Genomic DNA, 25,694 nt, shown 5'->3' on the forward strand with positions numbered 1-25,694 from the left:
CACGGATAATGGCGAAAGCCGCTGTATGATAACCCGCTCGGTCCCGCCAAGGAGTCGCCTCATGCGCCAAAAACCCACGGTTCTCGCTCGCGAAATTGTCGCCAGCAGCCGTCTGTTTCGTGTCGAGGAAGTGCAGTTGCGCTTCTCCAACGGCACGGAGCGCACCTATGAGCGACTGGTCGGCAAGGGTTCGGGCTACGGTGCGGTGATGGTGGTGGCGATGCTCGATGCCGAGCACGCGGTGTTGATCGAGGAGTACTGCGGCGGCACCGATGACTACCAGCTGTCGTTGCCCAAGGGCCTGATCGAACCGGGTGAGGACGTGCTGGTCGCCGCCAACCGCGAGCTCAAGGAAGAGGCCGGTTTCGGCGCGCACGAGCTGGAGTACATCACCGAGCTGAGCCTGTCGCCCGGTTACATGAGCCAGAAGATTCAGGTGGTGCTGGCGCGCAACCTTTACGAGGAGCGCCTACCGGGGGATGAGCCCGAGCCGATGCGGGTCGACCGCATCAGCCTGCGCGAGCTATCCAGTTTGGCCCAGCACGAACAGTTCAGCGAAGGCCGTGCGCTGGCGGCGCTGTACCTGGTGCGCGACCTGCTGACCCAGCGCGGGGAGTTCTGCTCGTGAGTCATCCCTTTATGCCCCAGGTGATCGAACTGGTTCGTGCGGCAGGCGCGGCGACGCTGCCGTACTGGCGCAGCGGTGTGGCAGTGACGGAGAAGGCCGATGCCTCGCCGGTGACCGCTGCCGACCTGGCCGCGCACCATATCCTGCTCGATGGCCTGCAGGCGCTGGCGCCGGAGGTGCCGGTGCTGTCGGAGGAGGCCGCTGATATCCCGCTGGCCGAGCGCGCCGCCTGGACGCGCTGGTGGCTGGTCGATCCGCTCGATGGCACCAAGGAGTTCATCGCCGGTTCCGAAGAGTTCACGGTCAATGTCGCCTTGGTCGAGCGTGGCCGTGTGGTTTTCGGTGTGGTTGGCATTCCTGCCAGCGGGCGCTGCTACTACGGCGGCGCCGGTTTGGGTGCCTGGCGCAGCGATGTGTCGGGTGATGAACAACCGATTCGCGTGCGCCTGGCGCCTGCGCAGGGCTTCACGCTGGTGGCCAGCAAGCGCCATTCCAGCCCTGCGCAGGAAACCCTACTGGCAGGCTTGGCCGCCCGTTTCGGCGAGCCGGCGCTGGCCAATATCGGCAGTTCGCTGAAGTTCTGCCTGCTGGCCGAAGGCAATGCCGACTGCTATCCGCGCCTGGCGCCCACCTCGCAATGGGACACCGCTGCGGCGCAGGGCGTGCTGGAAGGCGCCGGAGGCGAGGTGTTGAACCTGGCAGGCGAAGTGCTGACCTACGAGGCGCGCGAATCCTTCCTCAACCCCTCGTTCCTGGCCTTGCCGGCTGCCGCCGAGTGGCGTGGCGGGCTGATCGAACTGGCCAGCGGCCTGTAGGGTGCGCTGTGCGCACCGAGAGCTGCCCGGAATAGTGCTGGTGCGCACAGCGCACCTTACAGGATCTGCGTAAACCTCAATCGAGCATATCGCTGTAGCGCGCGTCCTTCTTGAACACCAATGGCTGGTCGAAGCCCGGCACCTTCACTTCTTCGGTGGTGATGGAGATCGCCTGGTCGTCGATCATGTCGTTGCCGAAGTTGTAGATGATGTCCAGCTTGCCCTGCAGGGCAAGCTGATCGTACGCGGCAGCGGCGGCACGGGTGCTCTCGCGGCGCGCCAGGTAGGCGTCGAAGGCGGCCTGGCCGTGGCGTTTGCGCAGCATGCGTTCGGTCACGTGCGGGGCCAGCACCAGGGCGCTGGCGTTGTTGCCGCCGAAGCCCTTGGAGTTGATGAAGGCCACGTCCAGCGCCTGCTCACCCACCTTGCGGTCTTCGGTGGACAGGCTCAGGTGATCCTGGTGTACGTCGCCGGCGACGGCGTCGATGGTCTTCAGACCCGGCACGATGCCGTACTTGAAGGCGCCGAGGGCTGCGATCACCTGGTCGCCGCTGGCGGTGGCCAAGGAGTGGCCGACGAAGGCCTTCACTGCCGTGATCGGCCATTGCTCGATACCGAAGGCCGCCGCGACGCGGTCGAGAATCTCCGACTCGGTGACGCGGTTGGCCGGGGTGCTGGAACCATGGGCGTGGACGAAGCTGCGGCTACGCACGGCGTCCAGGCCGAGCAGCTGCACGGCGCTGGCCACGGCCTTGGCCACGGTCAGGTAGTTGCCCGGGCCGGGGGCGGAGATGGATTTCTTGAAGCCATCGGCGTTGATGAACACATCCGGCACCGCGCCGTGGATGTCGGCACCCAGTTCCAGGGCCAGCTCGTCGTCCATCAGCACCACGAACTGACAGGCCTCGGCCAGGGTGAAGCCGCAGTTGTCGCCGAACGGACGGCTGGCGCGGCGGAAGTCCACCTCGCTCTTGCCCTCGATCTGGCGCAGGCCTTCTTCGGTGGCCAGCGCGCCCATGGCGCCGTAGCCCTCGATGCATTCCTGGTTGATCGGCGCCTCGCTGCTGCCGACGATGACCACACGCGCCTTGCCGGAGGCGATCTGCTCGATGCCCTTTTGCAGGTTGTAGAGGAAGGTGGCGCAGGCACCGGTGATACTGCCGGTGGTACCGACGCTGCCGAGCACGTAGGCGTTTATGAAGTCCGCCGGCATGGTGTTCAGGCCCAGGGCCAACTGCTTGGCGGTGACGCGGCCACCCTTGAGGCGCGACTGCATCATGCCGCCGAAGCCGTTCTCGTCGAGCTGGCTCATGATGCAGCTGGCGAACACGGCGATTTCGTCCGGGGCGACATGTTGAACGATGCGCTGCCAGTCGATGCCGACCGAACGCAGGGCGTCGGTGACGCCGACCACGGTCATGGCCAGGCCGCGCGGGTGGAAGCGCGAATTGTACAGCTCGCTCGGCTCGAAGCCGGTGGGCAACTGGCCGGCGGATTTCACTGCCAGCGGGCGATAGCTGTCCACCTTGAACTCGCAGCTGTCATGCAGGGTGACACGCACTTCATTGCCGTCGAGCTCTTCTACGGACCAGTTGGCCGGCAGTGGCTCGGGCAGTTGCTTGCGCTGGGTGATGAAGCTCAGGTTGGCACCATTGGCGGGAGCGACGCCGATGCTCTTCTGCCAGTGGGCGGCGTCCGGGTCCAGGTGCTGCTTCTCGATGCGGCGCACCAGGGTGCCGGCGAGAATGTCCTTGCCGTAGCGGCTTTCGATGTCGGCCAGGCTCAGCGGCTGGCCGTCCTGATCGCGGTACTGGCCGTCGACCACGCGTACCAGCTTCATCATCTGCGCCAGCCCGGCCAGGGTTTCCTGGCGCGCCTGAGGCTGCAGCGACTCCTGCACGGTACGACGGAAACCATGGTGGAAGGAGCTGCGCCCGGCTGCGTTGTAACCCCCAAAACCCACGATCACAGGTAAGCGCGACATAAATCAAAAGCTCCTGAACAAGGCCAGCGCGACGCCAGGCCGGCGCCTCTGGGCGCGAGCAGGGTCATAAGGCGGTGGCATTTGGAAAATTTCGGCTGCCTAACCTGACGTGGATCATGACTGTTGAGTCACTCATTCGTCCAATGTCGTGGCGAGAGTGAGGTGTGTCGCGGATGGGCGGGCGTTAGCGGGGCAATGGATCGGGGGTAGGGTGCGCTGTGCGCACCGCTGTTTTCTGAAGGCTGGTGCGCATGGCCTAGGCGGCCTCGCGACACCCTGCTGGCGGGCTTGTGTCGGCTCAGCCCTGGTAGCTGATATGCCCGTCGACCAGCGTGTAGCGCACTGCACCGGGCAGACAATGGCCGATAAAGGGGCAGTTGCTGCCCTTGGAGTACCACTGCTCACCGGCGACGGTGGAGGCCTGCGGGTCGAACAAGACGATATCGGCAGCGCCCCCGACGCGTAGCGAGCCGGCCGGCAGACGCAGTGCGGCGGCCGGGCCATTGGTCAGGCGTGCCAGCAGCGTCGGCAGATCGAGCAGGCCGTCCTGCACCAGGCTAAGGGCCAGCGGCAGCAGCAATTGCACGCTGCTGATGCCCGGCTCGGTGGCGGCGAAGGGTGCCAGCTTGGCATCGCGCTCGTGCGGTTGGTGGTGGCTGGCGATGGCCGAGATCACCCCGGCCTTCACCGCTTCGCGCAGACCATCGCGGTCGGCACGCGAGCGCAGCGGCGGCTGCACATGGTAGAGGCTGGAGAAGTCGATCAGCGCCTCGTCGGTGAGGATCAGTTGGTACAGCGCCACATCGGCGGTCACCGGCAGGCCGCGCGCCTGAGCGTTGGCGATCAGTTCGGCGCCGCGGGCGCTGGTGATCTGGCTGAAGTGCGCGCGCGCGCCGCTCTGTTCCACCAGCAGCAGGTCGCGGGCCAGGGCCACTGTTTCGGCGGTTTCCGGGATGCCGGCCAGGCCGAGGAAGCTGGCGGTCGGGCCCTCATGAGCCAGGCCGCCTTCGGCCAGATCAAAGTCCTGCGAATGGAAGATCACTTGCAGGTCGAAGGTGGCCGCATACTCCAGCGCGCGGCGCAGGGTGCGGCTGCTGCGGAAGTTGTCCAGGCCATTGCCGAAGGCCACGCAACCGGCATCGCGCAGGGCGACCAGCTCGGCCAGCTGTTCGCCGGCCAGGCCCTTGCTCAGCGCGCCGATGGGGAAGACCTTGGTGTGCCCGGCTTCACGGGCGCGGTCGAGAATCAGCTCGGCCACCGCTGAGGTATCCAGCACTGGCTTGGTGAACGGTGGGCAGCACAGGCTGGTGACACCACCGGCCGCTGCGGCCAGGGTTTCCGTGGCGATGCTGCCCTTGCGGCTATAGCCAGGCTCGCGTAGCGCCACCGACAGGTCGACCAGGCCGGGCGCAGCGATCAGACCCTGGGCGTCGAGGGTTTGGTCGGCGACAAAGCCAGAGGGGGCATGACCAGTGGCCACCAGCTTGCCGCCATCTATATAGAGGTCAGTGACCTGATCCAGGCCGCTGGCCGGGTCGATCACGCGGGCGCCGAGGATTGCGGTACGCATCAGTTGGCCTCCTCGGCGTTGAGTTGACGTTGGGCGTTCTGCCCGCTCATGGCCATCGACAGCACGGCCATGCGGATGGCGATGCCGTAGGTGACCTGGTTGAGGATCACCGATTGCGGGCCGTCGGCCACCGCCGACTCGATCTCCACGCCGCGGTTGATCGGGCCCGGGTGCATCACCAGGGCATCGGGCTTGGCCAGCTTGAGACGCTGCTCGGTGAGGCCGAACAGGCGGTAGAACTCGCCCTCGCTGGGCAGCAGGCCACCCTGCATGCGCTCGCGCTGCAGGCGCAGCATGATCACCACGTCGACGTCCTTGAGGCCTTCGTTGGCGTCGCTGAACACGCGCACGCCGTAGCTTTGTTCCAGGCCGATGGGCAGCAGGGTCTTCGGCGCGATCACGCGTATGTCCGGGCAGCCCAGGGTTTTCAGCGCCAGCATGTTCGAGCGCGCCACGCGCGAGTGCAGGATGTCGCCGACGATGGCCACCGACAGATTCTCGAAGTCGCCCTTGTGGCGGCGAATGGTGAGCATGTCGAGCATGCCCTGGGTCGGGTGCGCGTGGCGGCCGTCGCCGCCGTTGATGATCGCCAGATTCGGGCACACGTGCTCGGCGATGAAGTGCGCGGCGCCGGAGTCGGCATGGCGCACGACGAAGATGTCGGCGGCCATGGCCTCGAGGTTGCGCAGGGTGTCGAACAGCGTCTCGCCCTTGCTGGTCGAGCTGGTGGAGACGTTGAGGCTGATGACGTCCGCCGACAGGCGCTGGGCGGCCAGCTCGAAGGTGGTGCGGGTGCGCGTGGAGTTCTCGAAGAACACGTTGCACACGGTCTTGCCGCGCAGCAGCGGGACCTTCTTCACCGCGCGCGCGCCGACTTCGAGGAAGGAGTCGGCGGTGTCGAGGATTTCGGTCAGCAGCTCGCGGGGTAGGCCGTCGAGTGAGAGGAAGTGGCGCAGCTGACCTTGGTCGTTCAGCTGCAGCGGGCGCTTGGCGGCGAGTGGCGTCATCGCGGGGAGTCTCAGTTGGCGAGCGTCTGGAGTTCGAGGGTCAGCGGCGTGGGGCCGGACAATTTTACCCGTTCGTTGGTCGCCAGTGACAGGGTGGCACCGACCACGTCGGGGCGGATCGGCAACTCGCGGGCGCCCAGGTCGAGCAGGCTGACCAGGGTCACGCTGGCTGGGCGACCGTAATCGAACAGTTCGTTCAGTGCGGCGCGGATGGTGCGCCCGCTCATCAGCACGTCGTCGATCAGCACCAGATGCTGGCCCTCGATCTCGAACGGCAGTTCGGACGGCTGCACCTGCGGGTGCAGGCCGTTCTGGGTGAAGTCGTCGCGGTAGAAGGACACGTCGAGGATGCCCAGTGCGTCATCGCGCCCCAGGGCGGCAAGCAGGGCCTGGGCAACCCAGACGCCGCCGGTACGGATGCCGATGAAGCGTGGCTCGCTGATCTGGCGTTGGTTCAGATGCTGGGTCAGGGCGCTGGCCATGGCCGGCAGCAGGTCGTTGGGGTTCGGTAGCATGGCGAAACTCCTTGATGCGGGCCGACTCGCTCAGCCCGTGCAGTTTTCCTCTAGCCAGCCCTGAAGGAGCAGAGCTGCAGCAATGGCGTCGACCGGGCGCTCGCGATAGCCGCCACTCTGGCCTTCGCGCAGGCGTTGGCCTTTGGCCTCGAAGGTGGTCAGGCGTTCGTCGTGGGTGTAGGCCGGCAGGTTGAAGCGGCCGTTGAGGCGGCGGGCGAATTTCTCGGCGCGGGCGCTCATTTCGCTGGGCGTACCGTCCATGTTCAGCGGCAGGCCGACCACCACGGCGTCCGGCTGCCACTCCTTGATCAGCGCTTCGACGCGGTTCCAGTCCGGTACGCCGTTCTGTGCCTTGAGCACGCACAGCTCACGGGCCTGGCCGGTGATCACCTGGCCGACGGCGACGCCGATCTGCTTGGTGCCATAGTCGAAACCCAGCAGCAGGCGCAATGGCTTGTCGCTCATCAGGCGTGCCCGACCTGCGAGGTCAGCAGGCTGAGATTGACGCCCAGGCGTGCGGCGGCGGCGTTAAGACGCTGGTCGAACGGCAGGTCGAAAAGAATGTTGCTGTCGGCGGGGCAGGTCAGCCAGGCATTGTCGGCCAGTTCGGCTTCCAGTTGCCCGGCATCCCAGCCGGCGTAGCCAAGGGTGATCAGGTAGCGATCCGGGCCGCTTCCGTCGGCGATGGCGAACAATACGTCTTGCGAGGTGGAGAGGCCCAGCTCGCCCAGCTCCAGGGTCGCCTGGAACTGCGGACCAGCGGGGTGCAGGACGAAACCGCGGTCGGTCTGTACCGGGCCTCCGGCGAAGATCGGCAGGCTGTGGCACAGCGCCGCCGGCTCTTCGTCAGGGCGCAGTTGTTCGAGCACGTCAGCCAGATTCAGGCCATTGGGCTTGTTGATGACCAGGCCCATCGCACCTTGCTCGTTGTGTTCGACCAGGTAGGTGACGGTCTGCGCGAAGTGCGGATCGGCCATGTGCGGCATGGCAATCAGGAAGTGGTGCTTGAGCGAAGTGGGGGCTGATTTCTTCATGACGCCTAGTTTGGAACGACAGGCGGCAAGCTACAAGCGTGAGCAGCGCTTTGCCGGATCTCATCCAGGCTGCTGGCGCCACTTCGCAGGGGGCGCAGTGCGCACAGATGATCAGGGTTGGCTAATTACTCGACAGCCGATCACCGCGCTCGAAGCGCCAGGTGCGGATGATTTCCAGGCGGTCGATATCGGCCAGGTCTCCGGTGAAGGGTGCATAGGGCGCGGCCAGGCGCACGATGCGTTGTGCGGCCTGGTCGAGCACGGCCTGGCCGGAAGACTCCAGCACCTGTACCTCGTACAGCGAGCCATCACGGTTGATCGATACCAACAGGCGCAGGCTACCGTATATACGTTGGCGACGAGCGTCGTCGGGGTAGTTGAGGTTGCCGATGCGTTCGACTTTCTTGCGCCATTCGTCTTTGTACCAGGCGCCTTTGTCGCGCATGGTTGAGGCGGCGTTGAGGCGGTGGATCTTCGGGCGTTTGGCGTACTGCTGAACTTCCTGGGCCAGCTCGGCTTCCAGGCTGGCGATTTCTGCCGAGAGCTGGGCCGAGTCGAATACCGGCGCCGGCCGCGTTTCTGGTACCGGCTTGGCTTCTTCGCGTTTGACCGGGGTTTTCTGCTGCTGCGGTGCGCGTGTTGCGACGGCAGCCTTGGGCGCTTCCTGTCTGGTGGCAGGCTGCTGCGGGGTGGCGGGTGGTGTGACCTTGCGCACCTCGCTGTCCTGAAAGGGCGCCTGTTCGGTGGTCTTGGGCGCTGCAGTGTGTTCCAGCGTGCCGCTGCCCTGCTGGTTGTCCTGTGCCAAGAAATCCGCTTCCTTGGGCTTCTCTTCGCTCTTGAAGGTGGACAGGGTGATTTCTAGCGTCTTGCTGATTTCCGGCGGCGCCTCCAGGGTGAAGCCGACGCCGAGGATCAGTGCCGCGTGCAGTGCTGCCGCGAGAAACAGGGTAAATCCCAGGCGGTCCGCCGGTCGGGCGTTGGCGGAGGAGGTGGTCGGTGGGGAGGCTGCTGCGTTCATCGCGTATCGGGTCTGCTTTCGAATGTCGCGCAGTCTGCCGGGTAGCAGTAGGCGCCTGCAAGTTGCGGGCGCCAGGCTGCCACCTGCGTCAAGCTTTTAACCCACGTTTGCGCGCAATGCAGTCCATCAGTTGTTCGCCGATACGGGTGTCGAATGCGGCATCTATTTCGCGGATACAGGTCGGGCTGGTGACGTTGATTTCTGTCAGGTGCTCACCGATCACGTCGAGCCCGACGAAGATCAGACCCTTTTCGCGCAGGGTAGGCCCGACTGCTGCGGCAATTTCGCGATCGCGCTCGGTCAGCGGGCGCGCCTCGCCGCGGCCGCCTGCGGCCAGGTTGCCGCGGGTCTCTCCAGCAGCCGGAATGCGTGCCAGGCAATAGGGTACGGGCTCCCCGTCTATCATCAGGATGCGTTTGTCGCCGTCCTTGATAGCTGGCAGGTAGGCCTGCGCCATGATCTGCTGGTGGCCGTGCAGGGTCAGGGTTTCCAGAATCACCGAGAGATTCGGGTCGCCTTCGCGGTGGCGAAATATCTGCGATCCGCCCATACCATCAAGGGGTTTGAGAATGATGTCACGGTGCTCATCGGCAAACTGGCGCACAATGTCGGGACGCCGGCTTACCAGAGTCGCTGGTGTGTATTGGGGAAACTGGGTGGCGAAGAACTTTTCATTGCAGTCGCGCAGACTCTGCGGCCGATTGACCACCAGTACGCCGTCGTTTTCGGCCTGCTCAAGCAGGTAGGTGGAGTAGACGAATTCGTTATCGAAGGGCGGGTCCTTGCGCATCAGGATCACGTCCAGTTCGGCGAGCGGCGTGTCCTGTTCCGTACCAAGGGTGAACCAGCGCTGCGGATCATTGAACACTTCCAGAGAACGCAGGCGGGCACGGGCCTGGCCGCGAACCTGATAGAGATCCTGCTGCTCCATGTAGAACAGCGACCAGCCGCGTGCTTGAGCGGCCAGCAACATGGCCAGCGAGCTGTCCTTCTTGAAGGAGATGCTGGCGATAGGATCCATGACGATCCCGAGGCGAAGGCTCATGGGGGATAAACTCCGTGGGATAAGGGCGAAGGCCGAGCTGGCCGTGCCGAACAATGGCTGTCAGGGTGGCGCCGGCCGGGCCGCGCGGTCAAGGGTGGTGCTGCCCTGGCAGGCTTATAGATTGCATCTGGAGAGTGTGCTAAAAAGGCCCGACGATTGGGTCAAGCCCCATCGAAGACTGGGCCTCAGGCATACTGATAACGCGAATATAACGACTCACCGAGGCGATGGTAGGGCGAACATGGAACAGCATACCGAGGGTTTGAAAGTGATGGTGATCGACGATTCGAAAACGATTCGTCGCACCGCTGAAACTCTGCTGAAAAAAGTGGGTTGTGATGTCATCACCGCGGTCGATGGCTTCGATGCCCTGGCCAAGATTGCCGACACGCATCCCAGTATCATCTTTGTTGACATCATGATGCCGCGTCTCGATGGGTATCAGACCTGTGCCCTGATCAAGAACAACAGTGCTTTCAAGTCCACGCCAGTGATCATGCTGTCCTCCAAGGACGGTCTGTTCGACAAGGCCAAGGGGCGTATCGTCGGCTCCGATCAGTACCTGACCAAGCCTTTCAGCAAGGAAGAGCTGCTCGGTGCCATCAAGGCTCACGTGCCCGACTTCACCCCGGTGGAACAAGCCTCCTGACGTTCCGGCCTGACCGCCGTACGCCACTTCTGTATTGGGAAACACCATGGCTCGAATTCTGATTGTTGATGACTCCCCGACCGAGATGTACAAGCTGACCGCCATGCTGGAAAAACATGGGCATCAGGTACTCAAGGCGGAAAACGGCGCTGACGGCGTGGCTCTGGCTCGCCAGGAAAAGCCCGACGCGGTGCTGATGGACATCGTCATGCCCGGCCTCAACGGCTTTCAGGCGACCCGTCAGCTGACCAAGGACGCCGAGACCAGCCACATCCCGGTGATCATCGTCACTACCAAGGATCAGGAAACCGACAAGGTCTGGGGCAAGCGCCAAGGCGCCAAGGACTACCTGACCAAGCCGATCGACGAAGATACCTTGCTGAAGACCCTCAATGCGGTACTGGCCGGCTGATGCCGTGCTGTCCGTGTACTAAATAAAAAGAAGGCCAAGGCTGGCATGTCCGCGCAGACTCCTTTCCAGATCCTCCTTGAGATTGACCAGCGTTGCCGGGTCCTGGCGGCTGGCCTGCCGTCGCAACAGGCGGCGGTGCAGAGCTGGAGCGGTATCGGCTTTCGCATGGGCGAGCGATTCTTCGTCGCGCCGATGGGGGAAGTGGGAGAGGTGCTGCACGAGCCGCGCTACACCCTGCTGCCGGGTGTGAAGGGCTGGGTCAAAGGGGTGGCCAACGTGCGTGGCCGCCTGCTGCCGATCATGGACCTGTGCGGGTTCTTCGGTAACGAACTGTCGCCGCTGCGCAAGCTGCGGCGAGTGCTGGTGGTGGACCACCAGGAGATCTTCGCTGGCCTTACCGTCGACGAGGTTTTCGGCATGCAACATTTTCCGGTGGATGCATTTTCAGAACAACTGCCGCCTCTCGAGGCGAGCATTGCGCCGTTTATCCACGGAGTCTTTCAACGAGAACAACCCTGGTTGGTGTTCAGCCCTCATGCGCTGACCACCAATCCGGGCTTTCTCGATGTGTCCTATCAGTAGATTTTCGGTTGGGCCGGCTTTGCCGGCTCTTTGGCGTTACATGGGAACCGTAGTGCGGTCGGTCCAGGCGGGGGCCAGAAAATGAAAAAAATCAATGCAGGTAATTTGTTGGTCGGAGCACGCAGCAGCACGCTGATCGCGGCGCTGTTCGTCGTGCTTATCGTCTCCATCGTGCTGTTGTTCGCGAACTTCGCCTACATCAACACCCAGTCCAACTACGATACCGAGTACATCAGCCACTCCGGTGAGCTGCGCGTACTGTCCCAGCGTATCGCCAACAACGCCACTGAGGCTGCGGCGGGCAAGGCAGAGGCATTCGGCCTGCTGCGTGCAGCGCGTAACGACTTCCAGCGGCGCTGGAGCTACCTGACCGATGGTGATGCCAATACCGGCTTGCCTCCGGCACCTGCTTCGGTGCAAGCGCAGATGGCTGCGGTGCAGCAGGACTGGGACAGCCTGCGGCAGAACACCGACGCCATTATTGCCAGTGAGCAGACCGTACTGTCGCTGCACCAGGTAGCCGCAACCCTGGCGGAAACCATTCCGCAATTGCAGGTCGAGTACGAAGAAGTGGTCGACATCCTGCTGGAAAGCGGTGCACCGGCTGCCCAGGTCTCTGTGGCCCAGCGTCAGTCGCTGCTGGCCGAACGTATTCTCGGCTCGGTGAACAAGGTACTGGCCGGTGACGAAGACTCGGTACAGGCCGCCGACATGTTTGGTCGTGATGCCAGCCTGTTCGGTCGCGTACTGGCCGCCATGCTCGAAGGCAACGCGGCGATGGAAATCAGCCAGGTGACCGACGAGGAGGCTCTCGAGCGTCTGGCCGAGATTTCCGAGCTGTTCGAATTCGTATCCGGTTCGGTGGACGAGATTCTCGAGACCTCGCCCGAACTGTTCCAGGTGCGTGAATCGGCCAGCTCCATCTTCACCGTTTCGCAGACCCTGCTGGACAAGGCGTCCGAACTGGCTGTCGGTTTCGAAGACCTGGCCTCGGGCCGTGCCATCAATACCCTGTTCGGCTACGTGCTGGGTGCCCTGGCGCTGGGTTCGATCATCCTCATCGGTCTGGTGATGGTGCGTGAGACCAACCGTCGTCTGGCCGAGACTGCCGAGAAGAACGAACGTAACCAGGCGGCGATTCTGCGTCTGCTCGACGAAATCGCCGACCTCGCCGACGGTGACCTGACCGTGGCCGCGACGGTAACCGAAGACTTCACTGGTGCCATCGCCGACTCCATCAACTACTCCATCGACCAGCTGCGTGACCTGGTAGCCACCATCAACCTGACCGCCGTTCAGGTAGCCGGTGCTGCGCAGGAAACCCAGGCCACGGCGATGCACCTGGCCGAAGCTTCCGAGCACCAGGCGCAGGAAATTGCCGGTGCCTCCGCAGCGATCAACGAGATGGCCGTGTCGATTGACCAGGTATCGGCGAACGCCTCGGAATCCTCCGCGGTAGCGGAACGTTCCGTAGCCATCGCCAACAAGGGCAACGAAGTCGTACACAACACCATCACCGGCATGGATAACATCCGTGAGCAGATCCAGGACACCTCGAAGCGGATCAAACGCCTCGGTGAATCGTCCCAGGAGATCGGTGACATCGTTAGCCTGATTAACGACATTGCCGACCAGACCAACATCCTCGCACTGAACGCCGCGATCCAGGCGTCCATGGCCGGTGATGCGGGCCGCGGTTTCGCCGTGGTAGCGGACGAGGTTCAACGCCTCGCAGAACGTTCCTCGGCGGCGACCAAGCAGATCGAAGCGCTGGTAAAAACCATTCAGACCGACACCAACGAAGCCGTTATCTCCATGGAGCAGACGACTTCCGAAGTGGTGCGCGGTGCTCGCCTGGCGCAGGACGCCGGTGTGGCACTGGAAGAGATCGAGAAGGTATCGAAAACCCTCGCGGCTCTCATCCAGAACATTTCCAACGCCGCCCGTCAGCAGGCCTCTTCGGCCGGCCACATTTCCAACACCATGAACGTGATCCAGGAGATCACCTCGCAGACGTCCTCGGGTACCACCGCCACCGCCAAGAGCATTGGTAACCTGGCCAAGATGGCCAGTGAGATGCGCAAGTCGGTGTCCGGCTTCACCCTGCCAGACGCCTGATAAAGGAGTGCGGAGGCTGGCGGCAGCCTTCGCTACACAGCCATGACTCAGGGCGAAGGTATGCAGTCAGCGGGCATTTGGGCATTGCGCCCGGTGGCCGATATGTCGCAAGCCGATTTTCACGACTGGCAGACGCTGCTCGAGGCGCGTACCGGTGTGGTGATCAGCGAGCAGCGGCGCGCCTTTCTGCAGACCAATCTGAGTGCGCGCATGCGCGAACTGGGCGTTACGGATTACGCCAGCTACTACCGTCAGGTCACCGACGGGCCGCGTGGCGCGGTGGAGTGGTCGACCCTGCTGGATCGTCTGACCGTGCAGGAAACCCGCTTCTTCCGTCACCCTCCGTCCTTCGAGGTGCTCTCGCAATACCTGCAGCAGCGGCTGGAAGCGGGCCTGGGCAAGCCCTGGGAGTTTTGGAGCGTGGGTTGCTCCAGTGGCGAAGAGCCTTACTCGCTGGCGATTCAGGCCGCGGAGGTTCTGCAAGGCAGCGAGTTGCCCGAACACTTCGCGGTGACCGGTACGGATATCAGTCAGGGCGCACTGAGCAAGGCACGCGAGGCGTGCTACTCGGCGCGACGCCTGGAGCAGGTGAGTGACGAGCTGCGCGAGCGCTACTTTCTCGCCCAGGCCGATGGACGCTTCAAGGTGGTACCGAGCCTGGCCGCGCGTGTGTGCTGCGCCAAGCTCAATGTGTTGGAACTGGCCAAGGCGCCGATGTCCGGCATGGATGTGATTTTCTGTCAGAACTTGCTGATCTATTTCCGCCGCTGGCGTCGCCGCGACATCCTCAATCGCCTGGCCGAAAGCCTGGCGCCGGGTGGCCTGCTGGTCGTGGGCGTGGGCGAAGTAGCCGGTTGGCAGCACCCGCAACTGGTGCCGGTGGCCGACGAGCGAGTTCTGGCGTTTACCCGCAAGGGATAAGGCCAAGTTTATGAGTGGAGTGGCTATGGGTGATCGGCATGATTATGTCGCCCTGGAGTGGGTCAAAGGCGAGATCGGGGAAACCCTGAAGCAGGCGCGGCAAGCCCTGGAGGCGTTCGTCGAGAACCCGCAGGACCCTACGCGCATGCGCTTCTGCCTGACCTACGTGCACCAGGTTCACGGCACCTTGCAGATGGTCGAGTTCTACGGCGCGGCTCTGCTCGCCGAGGAAATGGAGCAGTTGGCCAAGGCACTGATGGAAGGTCGCGTGGCCAACCAGGGCGAAGCCCTGGAAGTGCTGATGCAGGCCATTCTGCAGCTGCCGGTGTACCTCGACCGCATCCAGACCGCTCGCCGCGACTTGCCCATGGTCGTGCTGCCGCTGCTCAACGATCTGCGCGCCGCCCGTGGCGAAAAGCTGCTGTCGGAAACCAGCCTGTTCTCCCCGGACATGTCCGCACGCCTGCCGGCGCTGCCGTCCGATAGCCTGGCACGCCTGCGTACCGCCGAGCTTCCGGTGCTGCTGCGCAAGCTGCGGCAGATGCTGCAAATGGCCCTGGTCGGCGTGATCCGCAATCAGGACCTGGCGACCAATCTCGGTTACATGGCGCGCGTCTTCGCTCGTCTGGAAACGCTGTGCAAGGACGCCCCGCTGGGCGGTCTGTGGCAGATCGCTTCCGGCATGGTCGAGGGTCTGGCCAACGGCAGTGTGGTCAACGGCACCTCGGTGCGTACCTTGCTGCGTCAGGTCGACAAGGAGCTCAAGCGCCTGGTCGAGCAGGGTGCCGATGGCATCAACCAGCCCGCTAGCGACGAACTGACCAAGAACCTGCTGTTCTACGTGGCCAAGGCACCGGCGCAGTCGCCGCGTATTCGCGCCCTGAAGGAACAGTATCGCCTCGACGAAGCGCTGCCCGACAACGAAGTGGTGGATGAGGAACGTGCCCGTCTGGCAGGTCCCGACCGTGATGCCATGCGTTCTGTGGTGGCGGCTCTCTGCGAAGAGTTGGTGCGGGTCAAGGACAGCCTGGACCTGTTCGTGCGCAGCGATCGCAGTCAACCCAGTGAGCTGGACGCCCTTCTGGCGCCGCTCAAGCAGATCGCCGATACCCTCGCAGTGCTCGGTTTCGGCCAGCCGCGCAAGGTCATTCTCGACCAGATCGACGTCATTCACGGCCTGTCCCTCGGTCAGCGCGAGCCCAACGATGCCGTGCTGATGGACGTCGCCGGTGCGCTGCTCTACGTCGAAGCGACGCTGGCCGGTATGGTCGGGCCGAGCGATGACAGCAAGAATGAACAGAGCCACCTACCCACTACCGATGTGGCGCAGATTCATCAGTTGGTGATCAAAGAGGCGCGCAACGGTCTGGAACAGGCCAAGGACGCGATCATCGAGTTCATCGCCTCGCAGTGGAACCACGAGCATCTGGCACGTGTCCCCGGCCTGCTGACGCAGGTTCGTGGCGGCCTGGCGATGATTCCGCTGCAGCGCGCTGCCGACCTGCTCAATGCCTGCAACCGCTACATTCAGGAACAGTTGCTGGCGCGCAAGGCCGTGCCCAACTGGCAGAGCCTGGACACCCTGGCAGACGCCATTACCAGCGTCGAGTATTACCTCGAGCGTCTGGCCGAGGACCACGGTACGCAGGGCGACCTGATTCTCGATGTCGCCGAGGAGAGCCTGGAAGCACTGGGTTATCCGCTCAAGGAAAAACCGTCGATTCTCGACCGCGTCGAGCCGCAGGAGGAAAGCCTGGCGCCGCTGGCTGACCCGCTGCAAGAAATCGAACTGCTGGGTGCCGAGGACGAACAGCTCGAAGAGCCCCTCGCCGAGATCGAGCCGCTGGCCTTCGATTCGGTCGATGCACCTGACGAAGCCGTTGCCGAGCTGGAGCTGGTTGACATCGAGCCTGACCTGCCGGCAGTGAGCGAGAGCGCCGAGACCTTCACCTTCGAACTGGGCGAACTCGAAGAGCTGCCCAGTACGCAAAGCGAAGAGATCATTGCCGCACCGTTGTTCGACGCCCAGGCCGAGCCGGCCTTGGAGCTCGAAGAGCTGAGTCTGGAGCAACTGGCCGAAGCGAGTCAGTGGGATGAGCTGGAGTTGGCCGATCTGGAACTGCCGGAAGTCGAGCTGCCCAGCGCGCCGCACATCCAGGTCGAAGAGCCAGTGGCAGAGAAGCCGCTGTCAATGGCTGACGTGATGGCCGCACCGGTGCAGGCGATCAATCCGCCTGCCGCCGATGTCCCGCCGAGCCTGTTGCCGCCGCCGGCCGATGAAGAGCCGGTGGATGAAGAATTGCTGGAAGTCTTTATCGAGGAAGTCGGCGAGGTGCTGGAAACCATCGGCGAATACCTGCCGCAGTGGCAGGCCGATACCGATAACAAGGACGCGCTGATCGAAGTGCGTCGCGCCTTCCACACACTCAAGGGCAGCGGCCGCATGGTTCGCGCGCTGATCATCGGCGAGCTGGGCTGGTCCATCGAAAACCTGCTCAACCGCGTGCTGGACCGCAGCATCGAACCGAGTGCACCGGTGCAGCAGGTGGTGCTCGACGTAGTGGCGCTGATGCCGGCGCTGGTCGACGAGTTTGCCGCCAAGGCTCAGCGTCAGCGCGACGATGTCGATCTACTGGCGGCCACCGCGCATGCCCTGGCCAAGGGGCTGACGCCCCCAAAATCTGACGCCCCGGCCGCCCAGCAGGTAGCCGAGCCCGTGGGCGTTGACGGCGCTACCGAGGTCGTCGAGCAGGTCGAGTCGGTCTCCGACCAACCGCTCGATAGCGAGTCTCTCGACGGCGAGCCCCTCAATGGTGAGCCCCTTGACCCACAGTTGCTGGAAATCTTCCGCAACGAGGCGGAAACCCATCTGGATACCCTGGTGGGTTTTCTCGCCGATTGCGCCCAGGAGCTGCCGCAGCCAGTCACCGACGACCTGCAACGTGCCCTGCACACCCTCAAGGGCAGTGCCTATATGGCCGGCATTCTGCCGGTGGCAGAAATCGCTGCGCCGCTGGAGAAGCTGGTCAAGGAGTTCAAGACCAACCTGATTCAGGTGGATCTGGCGGCCGCCGAGTTGTTGAGCAGCGCCGAGGGCGTGTTCCGTATCGGGCTTGACAATCTTGAGACTCAGCCTCTGGCACCTATTCCCGGCGCCGAGGCATTGCTTGCCCGCGTCCAGGCGCTGCATCAGGAGCGTCTGGCCAGCGCCGAAGACGAGCGTATGGCGCAGAGCGGTGAAAGTCGCGATCCGCAGATGATCAGCATCTTCCTCGCCGAAGGCATGGACATCTTGCTGGACGCCGAGGACCTGCTGCGCAAATGGCGCGAGCATCCGTCTGAGCGCCAGGAGCTGTCTGCGCTGCTGGAGGAACTGACGACCCTCGGCCGTGGCGCCGAGATGGCCGAGCTGCCGCAGATCGACGAGCTCTGCGAGGCCCTGCTGGATCTCTATGGTGCCGTCGAGGAAGGCAGCCTGGCCGTCAGCGAACGCTTCTTCGACGAAGCGGAAAAGGCTCACGAAGCGCTGATCGGCATGATGGATCAGGTCGCTGCGGCCTTGCAGGTCAGCCCGCAACCCGAGCGCGTACAAGCGCTGCGTGAGCTGCTCAGCGAAGCCATTGATCCGCATACCCTGGCCTTGCTGGCGCCTGGCGCCGAGGGGCTGGAAATCATCGAGCTGGACCAGGCCACTGCCGAGCTGGAGCAAGCTGAGGCCGAGCCGGTGCAGTGGCAAGAGACGCCCACCGAACCGGCAATCGTCGATGACGCTGGCCAGGAGTTGCAGGCCGAGGCCGAACTGGGCTTCAGCCCTGTTGACGCCGACCTCGATGAGGAAATGGTCGAGATTTTCCTCGAAGAGGCTGTGGATATTCTCGACAGCGCCGGTCAGGCGCTGGAGCGCTGGCTCAGTGAGCCGGACAACACCATGCCGTTGTCCTCCCTGCAACGCGACCTGCACACCCTCAAGGGCGGTGCGCGGATGGCCGCGATTCGCCCGATTGGCGATCTTGGGCACGAACTGGAGTCGCTCTACGAGGGCCTGGTCGACCGCCGTTACAACTATTCACCAGCGCTGGGCAACCTGCTGCAGCAAAGCCATGATCGTCTGGCGCAGATGCTCGATCAGTTGCAGGCCCGCCAGCCGCTGGTTTCTGGTGACGACCTGATTCAGGCAATTCGTCAGTTCCGCCAGGGTGGCACGCCGCAGAGTCTGTCGGCCGCAGTGGCTCAGGTTGAACCGGCGCTGGACGACGAGCTCGCCGAGTCGATCGAAGCGGTGGAGCCCGATAGCTTCGAGCTGCCGCCTCTGGCACTGGTCGAAGACGAAATCGTGCTCGACGAAGCGCCACAGGCAGAGCCTGAGGCAGAGTTGCCGCTGATCGACGAAGTCGAGCTGGTGTTGCCCGAGGACGAACTGCCGCCTCTGGCTGAGGCTATCGTCGAGCCAGAGCCAGAGCCAGAGCCAGAGCCAGAGCCAGAGCCAGAGCCAGAGCCAGAGCCACAAGGCACGCTGGCCAACTGGCATGAAGAGCGCGATCCCGAGTTGGTGGAAATCTTCCTCGAGGAAGGTTTCGACATCATCGACAGTGCCGGTGCCGCTCTGCAGCGCTGGATGGGCGACGTCGACAACAGTCTGGAGCTGGAAGCCCTGCAGCGTGACCTGCACACCCTCAAGGGTGGTGCGCGCATGGCCGAGATTCGTGAAATCGGCGATCTGGCCCATGAGCTGGAGTTCCTTTACGAGGGGCTGGGTGGCGGTCGCCTGCGAGCCAGTCAGGAGTTGTTTACCCTGCTGCAGGCCTGCCACGACCGTTTGGCCGAGATGCTCGAAGCCGTGCGTGGTCAGCGCGCGGTGCCGCAGGGCCATGCCCTGATCGAGACGATCAAGCGCTTTCGTGCCAACCCTGACGAGCAGTTGAGCATGCCGTCGGCAGTCCACCTCAGGGCGGTGGTCGAGAGCGATGAAGCCGAAGAGGCTGACAGCGACATCCTCGATATCTTCCTGGAAGAGGGCGATGACCTGCTCGAAGCGATGGAGGCGGCGATCGGGCGTTGGGAAGAACAACGTGATGATGTCAGCGCCATCGACGAGATGCTGCGCACGCTGCACACCCTCAAGGGCGGTGCACGCCTGGCCGGACAGAAGCGCCTTGGCGATCTGAGCCACGACCTGGAGCAGCATCTCAGCGAGGCGCTGCAGCAGGGGGCACCCTGGCCGGAAAGTCTGCTGCTCGATGTGCAGTCCGGTTTCGAAGGACTGCAGAACGAGCTCGATGTGCTGCGCCAGCGCCTCAGCGCCAGCCTCAGCGCCAGCCTCGGCGATGAGCCGGTAGTTGCCGAACCAGCAGCAGCGCCTGCGAACAATCTGCTCAACCCGATCATTGCTGCCAGTGACGTGCCGACCCAGTTGCAGGCACCGAAGGTGCTGCCGTTCGTGAAGCGTGCGCAGGAGGCAGCACTGGAGGCGGCATCCCGCCGCGCGCCACAGGAGCTGGTCAAGGTACCAGCGGAGCTGCTCGAAGGTCTGGTCAACCTGGCCGGTGAGACCTCGATCTTCCGTGGCCGTGTCGAGCAGCAGGTGAGCGATGTCGGCTTCACCCTGAGCGAGATGGAAGCGACCATCGACCGCGTGCGTGATCAGCTGCGCCGTCTCGACACCGAGACCCAGGCGCAGATTCTCAGTCGCTATCAGGCCGAGGCCGAACGCGCCGGTTATGAAGATTTCGACCCGCTGGAGATGGACCGCCACTCACAACTACAGCAGCTGTCTCGTGCGCTGTTCGAGTCGGCCTCGGACTTGCTCGATCTGAAGGAAACCCTGGCGGCGAAGAACCGCGACGCCGAGACCCTGCTGCTGCAACAGGCGCGGGTCAACACCGAGCTGCAGGAAGGTCTGATGCGCACCCGCATGGTGCCGTTCGATCGTCTGGTGCCGCGTCTGCGCCGCATCGTGCGTCAGGTGGCGGGTGAGCTGGGCAAGCAGGTGGAGTTCGTCGTCGGCAACGCCGAGGGGGAAATGGACCGTACCGTGCTCGAGCGCATCGTCGCGCCTCTGGAGCATATGCTGCGTAACGCCGTCGATCACGGCATCGAGCCCACTGCCGTGCGCCGCGACGTCGGCAAGCCGGAAACTGGCACCATTCGTCTCAATCTCGGTCGTGAGGGCGGCGATATCGTTCTTACCCTGGACGATGACGGCGGTGGTATTCGCCTGGAGGCCGTGCGGCGCAAGGCTATCGAGCGTGGGCTGATGGACGCCGACAGCGATCTGAGCGATCACGAGATCCTGCAGTTCATCCTCGAGGCGGGTTTCTCCACTGCCGAGAAGGTCACGCAGATTTCCGGTCGTGGCGTCGGCATGGACGTGGTGCACTCGGAGGTCAAGCAGCTTGGCGGCTCGATGAGCATCGACTCGGCGCTGGGTAAGGGTACGCGCTTCACCATTCGTCTGCCGTTCACCGTGTCGGTCAACCGTGCACTGATGGTGTACTCCGGCGAAGACCTCTATGCCATCCCGCTGAACACCATCGAAGGTATCGTGCGGGTGTCGCCGTTCGAACTGGAGGCCTACTACGCGCCGGATGCGCCGCGTTTCGAGTACGCCGGACAGGCCTACGAACTGAAGTACCTGGGCGATCTGCTGAACAACGGTCAGCAGCCCAAGCTGGTGGGCCAGAGCTTGCCGCTGCCGGTGATCCTGGTGCGTTCCAGTGAGCACGCCGTGGCGGTGCAGGTGGACAGCCTGGCCGGTTCGCGCGAGATCGTGGTGAAGAGCCTCGGCCCGCAGTTCGCCGGGGTGCACGGGATCTCCGGTGCAACGATCCTCGGTGACGGCCGCGTGGTGGTGATTCTCGATCTGCTGGCGACCATTCGTGTGTTGCATGCACATCTGCAGAATCAGTTGATGCCGCGCCTGGCTTCGCGTCAGGCTGCGGCCAATGAAGAGGTCGAGGCCGACCGGCCGCCGCTGGTCATGGTGGTGGACGACTCGGTCACCGTGCGCAAGGTTACCAGCCGTCTGCTTGAGCGTAATGGCATGAACGTGGTCACCGCCAAGGATGGGGTCGATGCCATCGCCCAGCTTCAGGACCACAAGCCTGACATCATGCTGCTGGACATCGAGATGCCGCGCATGGACGGCTTCGAAGTGGCCACGCTGGTGCGCCACGATGAGCGCCTCAAGGATCTGCCGATCATCATGATCACGTCGCGTACCGGCGAGAAGCACCGCGAGCGGGCCATGTCCATCGGCGTCAATCAGTATCTCGGCAAGCCTTATCAGGAATCCTTGCTGCTCGAAACCATCGCTCAGTTGGTGGATAGCCATCGGGTCAAACGGACATGACAGACAAAACCTCCGCGCGTATCGCAGTAATCGCCGACACCTCGCTGCAGCGCCACGTGCTGCAGCAGGCATTGGCCGGTGGCGGTTATCAGGTGGTGCTCAACAGCGACCCGACGCGGCTCGACGAGGAGCAACTGGCAGCCTGCGAGACCGACCTGTGGTTGGTGGACCTGGCCCAGTCGGAAGATTCGCCGCTGGTCGACAGCCTGCTAGAGCGCGTCAGTGCCCCAGTGCTGTTCGGCGAGGGCCATGCCCCCGAGCGCCATTCGGAGAACTACCCGCGTTGGGAGCGCAGCCTGTTCGGCAAGCTCAAGCGCCTGGTCGGCGATCCGACCCAGGCCGTCGGGCCGAGCCTGCAGGCACTGCTCGACGAAGCGCAGCGCCCGGCGCGTCTGGAACTGCCGCAAGCACTGGCCGACACGCCGCTGAAAGCTGGCGAACCGGCCCGTCAGGTATGGCTGCTGGCCGCCTCGCTGGGCGGTCCGGCGGCGGTCAAGGCATTTCTCGATGCCCTGCCGGGTGGCCTGCCCATCGGTTTCATCTACGCCCAACACATTGATGCCAGCTTCGAGGCCGTGCTGCCACAGGCGGTCGGTCGGCACAGTCAGTGGCACGTCAACTCGGCACGTCATGGCGATCCGGTGCGTTGTGGTGAGGTGGTGGTGGTGCCGATCAGCAACGAGCTGGGCTTTGCCGAAGACGGCGCGATGCAGATCGCCGAACGCGGCTGGCCGGAGCCCTACAGTCCTTCCATCGATCAGATGATGCTCAACCTGGCGCAGCAGTTCGGTGCCCAGTGCGGCGTGATCGCGTTCAGCGGCATGGGCAGCGATGGCAGCGCCGCCGCCGCCTACGTCAAACGCCAGGGTGGCGTGATCTGGACCCAGCGCGCCGACAGCTGCGCCAGTCCGAGCATGCCCGACAGCCTGCGCGAAGGCGGTTACAGCAGCTTCAGTGCCGACCCGCGTGAGCTGGCCGTGGCGCTGGTCAATCACCTCGCCGAACATTGCAGTTGAGGACGTTTCAATGAGCCAAGCCGTCGCCACCCAGAACAGCGCCGCCAGTCTCACCGGCTTGCTGGTGCCTCTGGCCGACCGCACCCTGCTGCTGCCCAACGTGGCGGTGGCCGAGCTGATCCCCTATCGCGCACCGCAGGTCACTGAAGGCACTCCCGACTGGTTTCTCGGCCAGATCGCCTGGCGTGATCTGCGCTTGCCGCTGCTCTCCTTCGAGGCCGCCAGCGGCGGCCAAGTGCACGTCGCCAGTGGTGCCCGCGTTGCGGTGATCAACGCCCTGGGCGGCCGCCCCAAGGTCAAGTTCATCGCGCTGCTGGTGCAGGGTATTCCGCGCTCGCTGAAGGTCGGCAGTGAGCTGCAAGGCGCTGATGTCGAGCTGGCGCCTCTGGAGCTGGGCGCAGCGCGCGTTGGTGATGAGGTGGTGCGTATTCCCGATCTGGCCGCACTGGAGCAACTGCTCGCCGATGCCGGCCTGATCTGAACCGACCCGGCGCGATCACCTCGCCCATGAAAAAGCCCCGGCACTGGCCGGGGCTTTTTCGTTACTGCTGTGCGGCTATCAGCGCTGCGGTTGCTGCGCTTCGCCGTTCTCGGCAGTCAGGTTCTCTGCCGAGGTGCTGCTGCTCCAGTAGTCAGCATTCTTGATACCGAGCTTTTCCGGGTGGAAGACCGGGTCCTTGCCCTCGTCCAGCTGCTGCTCGTAGTCCTTCAGGCACTTGTAGGCGACCTTGTGCATGAGCAGGATGGCGATGATGTTCAGCCAGGCCATCAGGCCGACGCCGAGATCACCCAGGTCCCAGGCGAAGGTGGCAGTGTGCACGGTGCCGTACACGGTAGCCGCGATGATGCCGAACTTCAGCAGCAGGGTGAGGACGGGACGCTTCACCTTGCGGTTGATGTAGGCAATGTTGGTTTCGGCGATGTAGTAGTACGCCAGGATGGTGGTGAAGGCGAAGAAGAACAGGGCGATGGCAACGAAGGCGTTACCGAAGCCGGGCATCATGTTCTCCATCGCGGTCTGCACGTAGCCCGGGCCGGCTGCTACGCCAGCGATACCGGTGAACATCGCGCTGCCATCCGGTGCCTGCACGTTGTACTGACCAGTGATCAGCAGCATGAAGGCAGTGGCGGAGCAGACGAACAGGGTGTCGATGTAGACCGAGAAGCCCTGAACCAGGCCTTGCTTGGCCGGGTGGCTGACAGCGGCGGCCGACGAAGCGTGCGGACCGGTACCCTGGCCTGCTTCGTTGGAGTAGACACCGCGCTTGACGCCCCACTGGATGGCCATGCCGACGATGGCGCCGAAACCGGCTTCGAGGCCGAAGGCGCTCTTGACGATCAGCAGTACGACTTCCGGCAGCTTCTCGATGTTCAGCAGGATGATGACCATCGCTACCAGGATGTAGCCCAGCGCCATGAACGGTACGACCACCTGGGTGAAGTGGGCGATACGCTTGACGCCGCCGAAGATGATCAGGCCGATCAGTACGGCCAGCACAGCGGCAGTCACGTTCGGGTCGATACCGAAGGCGGTATTCACGCTGGAGGCGATGGAGTTGGCCTGTACGCCTGGCAGCAGCAGGCCGCAGGCGAACACGGTAACCACGGCGAACAGCCAGGCGTACCATTTCAGACCCAGGCCACGCTCGATGTAGAAGGCCGGACCGCCACGGTATTCACCGTTGAGCTTTTCCTTGTAGACCTGACCGAGGGTGGACTCGACGAATGCCGAGCTGGCGCCGAGGAACGCCACCATCCACATCCAGAACACGGCACCCGGACCACCGAAGGTGATCGCAGTGGCCACACCGGCGATGTTGCCGGTACCGACGCGACCAGCGAGGGTCATGGTCAGTGCCTGGAAGGAGGTGATGCCATGTTCATCGGTTTTGCCGGTGAACATCAGGCGAATCATTTCTTTGAAGTGGCGAACCTGTAGAAAGCGGCCGCGCAGGGAGAAGTAGAGACCAACGCCAAGACATAGATAGATCAGCGCCGGGCTCCAGACCAGACCGTTTAGGGTCGAGACCAGTTCGTTCATGCAATGCTCCTGGGCATGCGGCCGCCTTTTGGGCGGGGCCGAAGCCCGTTGATTTGTTATTGGAAGAGGAACGACGCTGCGGGGCGCCGGCCTCGGCCGCGCGCAGGTTGCTGGTGAGCGGGTCGCGCGAGCGGCGCGCAGAGCATGACAAAGACTGCCAGTCTTGCAATCTCTTGAGGTCACATTTTGTTACGCCAAGGCGACATTTTACGCCTGGAGGTCGCCCCAGAGCTGTTGGGCGACGCTTAGCGCCACCACGGGGGCCGTTTCCGTGCGCAGAACGCGTGGTCCCAGGCGGGCGGCATGGAAGCCAGCGTCCTTGGCCTGATCCACTTCTGCTTCGCTCAAACCGCCTTCCGGGCCGATCAGAAAGGCCAGGCTGTTCGGTTTGTCGTGGCTTTGCAGGGGGGCGGCGACCGGGTGCAGCACCAGCTTCAGGTCGGCTTCGGTTTGTTGCAGCCAGGCTGCCAGTTCCAGCGGTGGGTTGATCACCGGCAGCACCGAGCGGCCACATTGCTCGCAGGCACTGATCGCTACCTGGCGCCAGTGGGCCATGCGCTTGTCGGCGCGTTCGTCCTTCAGGCGTACCTCGCAGCGCGCCGAGACAATCGGTGTGATCTCCGCTGCGCCAAGCTCGGTGGCTTTCTGGATGGCCCAGTCCATGCGTTCGCCGCGCGACAGGCCCTGGCCGAGGTGGATGCGCAGAGGGGATTCGGCCTGGCCGTCGAGCGCTTCACGCAACTCCACCCGCACTGCCTTCTTGCCTACTTCGATCAGCTCGCCCAGATACTCGCGGCCGCTGCCGTCGAACAGTTGCACCGCGTCGCCTGCGGCGTGGCGCAGCACGCGACCAATGTAATGAGCCTGAGCCTCGGGCAGCTCGTGTTGGCCGAGTGAGAGCGGGGCGTCGATAAAAAAGCGGGAAAGGCGCATATGAGGCAGCTACAAGCGGCAAGTTTGAGGCGGTAAGTTTAAAGCGATGGTGCGCGCG

At 63.8% G+C, this 25,694-nt stretch carries 20 protein-coding genes; 10 read left to right on the forward strand and 10 right to left on the reverse strand.

The genetic code is table 11. From position 1 onward, the window contains the following. Positions 1–61 precede the first annotated feature (61 nt). On the forward strand, positions 62–628 hold the full coding sequence (gene nudE / locus JWV26_RS12695; protein ID WP_206417000.1) for an ADP compounds hydrolase NudE: 567 nt from the start codon (positions 62–64) through the stop codon (positions 626–628). Further along, positions 625–1,443 carry a 3'(2'),5'-bisphosphate nucleotidase CysQ gene (gene cysQ / locus JWV26_RS12700; protein WP_206417001.1) on the forward strand — a complete coding sequence of 273 codons (819 nt, stop codon included), beginning with the start codon at positions 625–627 and terminating at the stop codon, positions 1,441–1,443. The genes nudE and cysQ overlap by 4 nt, the downstream gene beginning before the upstream one ends. A gap of 76 nt (positions 1,444–1,519) precedes the next feature. Here the strand turns inward: cysQ and JWV26_RS12705 are convergent, their stop codons facing one another. The 8 genes from JWV26_RS12705 to gshB form a co-directional block, all read right to left on the reverse strand. After that, positions 1,520–3,427, reverse strand: coding sequence for a beta-ketoacyl synthase (locus JWV26_RS12705; RefSeq protein ID WP_206417002.1), 1,908 nt, complete (start codon positions 3,425–3,427; stop codon positions 1,520–1,522). A gap of 298 nt (positions 3,428–3,725) precedes the next feature. After that, a complete protein-coding gene (locus JWV26_RS12710; protein ID WP_206417003.1) occupies positions 3,726–4,997 on the reverse strand; it encodes a dihydroorotase in 1,272 nt (423 codons plus the stop codon). After that, entirely contained in the window at positions 4,997–6,004 is a 1,008-nt protein-coding gene (locus tag JWV26_RS12715; protein ID WP_017678427.1) for an aspartate carbamoyltransferase catalytic subunit, read from the reverse strand. Before JWV26_RS12715 ends, JWV26_RS12710 begins: the two co-directional genes overlap by 1 nt. An 11-nt stretch (positions 6,005–6,015) precedes the next feature. Beyond that, entirely contained in the window at positions 6,016–6,519 is a 504-nt protein-coding gene (gene pyrR / locus JWV26_RS12720; protein ID WP_072423459.1) for a bifunctional pyr operon transcriptional regulator/uracil phosphoribosyltransferase PyrR, read from the reverse strand. A 30-nt stretch (positions 6,520–6,549) separates the two neighbouring features. Then, complete coding sequence (gene ruvX, locus JWV26_RS12725; protein WP_024306524.1) at positions 6,550–6,987, reverse strand: Holliday junction resolvase RuvX; 438 nt, start codon at positions 6,985–6,987, stop codon at positions 6,550–6,552. Beyond that, positions 6,984–7,553: a YqgE/AlgH family protein gene (locus tag JWV26_RS12730; protein ID WP_017678430.1), complete on the reverse strand. Its 570-nt coding sequence runs from the start codon at positions 7,551–7,553 to the stop codon at positions 6,984–6,986. Before JWV26_RS12730 ends, ruvX begins: the two co-directional genes overlap by 4 nt. A gap of 121 nt (positions 7,554–7,674) precedes the next feature. Continuing rightward, a complete protein-coding gene (locus tag JWV26_RS12735) occupies positions 7,675–8,571 on the reverse strand; it encodes an energy transducer TonB (RefSeq protein WP_206417004.1) in 897 nt (298 codons plus the stop codon). Between the two features lie 88 nt (positions 8,572–8,659). Next, positions 8,660–9,616 (reverse strand): glutathione synthase, encoded by a 957-nt coding sequence (gene gshB / locus JWV26_RS12740; protein WP_072423456.1) that lies wholly within the window; start codon positions 9,614–9,616, stop codon positions 8,660–8,662. A gap of 241 nt (positions 9,617–9,857) precedes the next feature. Between gshB and pilG the strand changes: the two genes are divergently transcribed. From pilG to JWV26_RS12780, 8 genes are all read left to right on the forward strand, one after another. Then, the gene (gene pilG, locus JWV26_RS12745) at positions 9,858–10,265 is read left to right on the forward strand and encodes a twitching motility response regulator PilG (protein WP_017678433.1); all 408 of its coding nucleotides are present in this window, start codon (positions 9,858–9,860) and stop codon (positions 10,263–10,265) included. 46 nt (positions 10,266–10,311) lie between these two features. Next, positions 10,312–10,677, forward strand: a complete 366-nt coding sequence (pilH, locus tag JWV26_RS12750; protein ID WP_003458790.1) for a twitching motility response regulator PilH — start codon at positions 10,312–10,314, stop codon at positions 10,675–10,677. Positions 10,678–10,722: 45 nt separating this feature from the next. Beyond that, positions 10,723–11,259: a chemotaxis protein CheW gene (locus JWV26_RS12755; RefSeq protein WP_017678435.1), complete on the forward strand. Its 537-nt coding sequence runs from the start codon at positions 10,723–10,725 to the stop codon at positions 11,257–11,259. An 81-nt stretch (positions 11,260–11,340) separates the two neighbouring features. After that, positions 11,341–13,377, forward strand: a complete 2,037-nt coding sequence (locus JWV26_RS12760; protein ID WP_206417005.1) for a methyl-accepting chemotaxis protein — start codon at positions 11,341–11,343, stop codon at positions 13,375–13,377. A gap of 60 nt (positions 13,378–13,437) precedes the next feature. Then, positions 13,438–14,298: a protein-glutamate O-methyltransferase gene (locus tag JWV26_RS12765; RefSeq protein ID WP_206419213.1), complete on the forward strand. Its 861-nt coding sequence runs from the start codon at positions 13,438–13,440 to the stop codon at positions 14,296–14,298. A 25-nt stretch (positions 14,299–14,323) separates the two neighbouring features. Then, positions 14,324–21,646, forward strand: a complete 7,323-nt coding sequence (locus tag JWV26_RS12770; RefSeq protein WP_206417006.1) for an Hpt domain-containing protein — start codon at positions 14,324–14,326, stop codon at positions 21,644–21,646. Beyond that, positions 21,643–22,662 carry a chemotaxis protein CheB gene (locus tag JWV26_RS12775; protein WP_072423453.1) on the forward strand — a complete coding sequence of 340 codons (1,020 nt, stop codon included), beginning with the start codon at positions 21,643–21,645 and terminating at the stop codon, positions 22,660–22,662. Before JWV26_RS12770 ends, JWV26_RS12775 begins: the two co-directional genes overlap by 4 nt. A 10-nt stretch (positions 22,663–22,672) precedes the next feature. Continuing rightward, on the forward strand, positions 22,673–23,143 hold the full coding sequence (locus JWV26_RS12780; protein ID WP_072423452.1) for a chemotaxis protein CheW: 471 nt from the start codon (positions 22,673–22,675) through the stop codon (positions 23,141–23,143). Positions 23,144–23,221: 78 nt separating this feature from the next. Here JWV26_RS12780 and JWV26_RS12785 read toward each other — a convergent pair whose 3' ends face one another. Together JWV26_RS12785 and JWV26_RS12790 are read right to left on the reverse strand one after the other, a co-directional pair. Next, positions 23,222–24,703 (reverse strand): alanine/glycine:cation symporter family protein, encoded by a 1,482-nt coding sequence (locus tag JWV26_RS12785; protein WP_206417007.1) that lies wholly within the window; start codon positions 24,701–24,703, stop codon positions 23,222–23,224. Between the two features lie 207 nt (positions 24,704–24,910). Further along, on the reverse strand, positions 24,911–25,636 hold the full coding sequence (locus tag JWV26_RS12790) for a 16S rRNA (uracil(1498)-N(3))-methyltransferase (protein ID WP_072423450.1): 726 nt from the start codon (positions 25,634–25,636) through the stop codon (positions 24,911–24,913). Between the last annotated feature and the right edge of the window lie 58 nt (positions 25,637–25,694).

Origin of the sequence: Ectopseudomonas toyotomiensis (assembly GCF_017167985.1) — a bacterium.
Classification (GTDB): domain Bacteria; phylum Pseudomonadota; class Gammaproteobacteria; order Pseudomonadales; family Pseudomonadaceae; genus Aquipseudomonas; species Aquipseudomonas toyotomiensis.

What these genes read in the sequence shown, in the direction of transcription:
- nudE (WP_206417000.1), top strand. Translation starts at nt 62, where the DNA reads ATGCGCCAAAAACCCACGGTTCTCGCTCGCGAAATTGTCGCCAGCAGC.
- JWV26_RS12705 (WP_206417002.1), bottom strand. Translation starts at nt 3,427, where the DNA reads ATGTCGCGCTTACCTGTGATCGTGGGTTTTGGGGGTTACAACGCAGCC.
- JWV26_RS12710 (WP_206417003.1), bottom strand. Translation starts at nt 4,997, where the DNA reads ATGCGTACCGCAATCCTCGGCGCCCGCGTGATCGACCCGGCCAGCGGC.
- JWV26_RS12715 (WP_017678427.1), bottom strand. Translation starts at nt 6,004, where the DNA reads ATGACGCCACTCGCCGCCAAGCGCCCGCTGCAGCTGAACGACCAAGGT.
- pyrR (WP_072423459.1), bottom strand. Translation starts at nt 6,519, where the DNA reads ATGCTACCGAACCCCAACGACCTGCTGCCGGCCATGGCCAGCGCCCTG.
- JWV26_RS12730 (WP_017678430.1), bottom strand. Translation starts at nt 7,553, where the DNA reads ATGAAGAAATCAGCCCCCACTTCGCTCAAGCACCACTTCCTGATTGCC.
- JWV26_RS12735 (WP_206417004.1), bottom strand. Translation starts at nt 8,571, where the DNA reads ATGAACGCAGCAGCCTCCCCACCGACCACCTCCTCCGCCAACGCCCGA.
- gshB (WP_072423456.1), bottom strand. Translation starts at nt 9,616, where the DNA reads ATGAGCCTTCGCCTCGGGATCGTCATGGATCCTATCGCCAGCATCTCC.
- pilG (WP_017678433.1), top strand. Translation starts at nt 9,858, where the DNA reads ATGGAACAGCATACCGAGGGTTTGAAAGTGATGGTGATCGACGATTCG.
- pilH (WP_003458790.1), top strand. Translation starts at nt 10,312, where the DNA reads ATGGCTCGAATTCTGATTGTTGATGACTCCCCGACCGAGATGTACAAG.
- JWV26_RS12755 (WP_017678435.1), top strand. Translation starts at nt 10,723, where the DNA reads ATGTCCGCGCAGACTCCTTTCCAGATCCTCCTTGAGATTGACCAGCGT.
- JWV26_RS12760 (WP_206417005.1), top strand. Translation starts at nt 11,341, where the DNA reads ATGAAAAAAATCAATGCAGGTAATTTGTTGGTCGGAGCACGCAGCAGC.
- JWV26_RS12765 (WP_206419213.1), top strand. Translation starts at nt 13,438, where the DNA reads ATGCAGTCAGCGGGCATTTGGGCATTGCGCCCGGTGGCCGATATGTCG.
- JWV26_RS12770 (WP_206417006.1), top strand. Translation starts at nt 14,324, where the DNA reads ATGGGTGATCGGCATGATTATGTCGCCCTGGAGTGGGTCAAAGGCGAG.
- JWV26_RS12775 (WP_072423453.1), top strand. Translation starts at nt 21,643, where the DNA reads ATGACAGACAAAACCTCCGCGCGTATCGCAGTAATCGCCGACACCTCG.
- JWV26_RS12780 (WP_072423452.1), top strand. Translation starts at nt 22,673, where the DNA reads ATGAGCCAAGCCGTCGCCACCCAGAACAGCGCCGCCAGTCTCACCGGC.
- JWV26_RS12785 (WP_206417007.1), bottom strand. Translation starts at nt 24,703, where the DNA reads ATGAACGAACTGGTCTCGACCCTAAACGGTCTGGTCTGGAGCCCGGCG.
- JWV26_RS12790 (WP_072423450.1), bottom strand. Translation starts at nt 25,636, where the DNA reads ATGCGCCTTTCCCGCTTTTTTATCGACGCCCCGCTCTCACTCGGCCAA.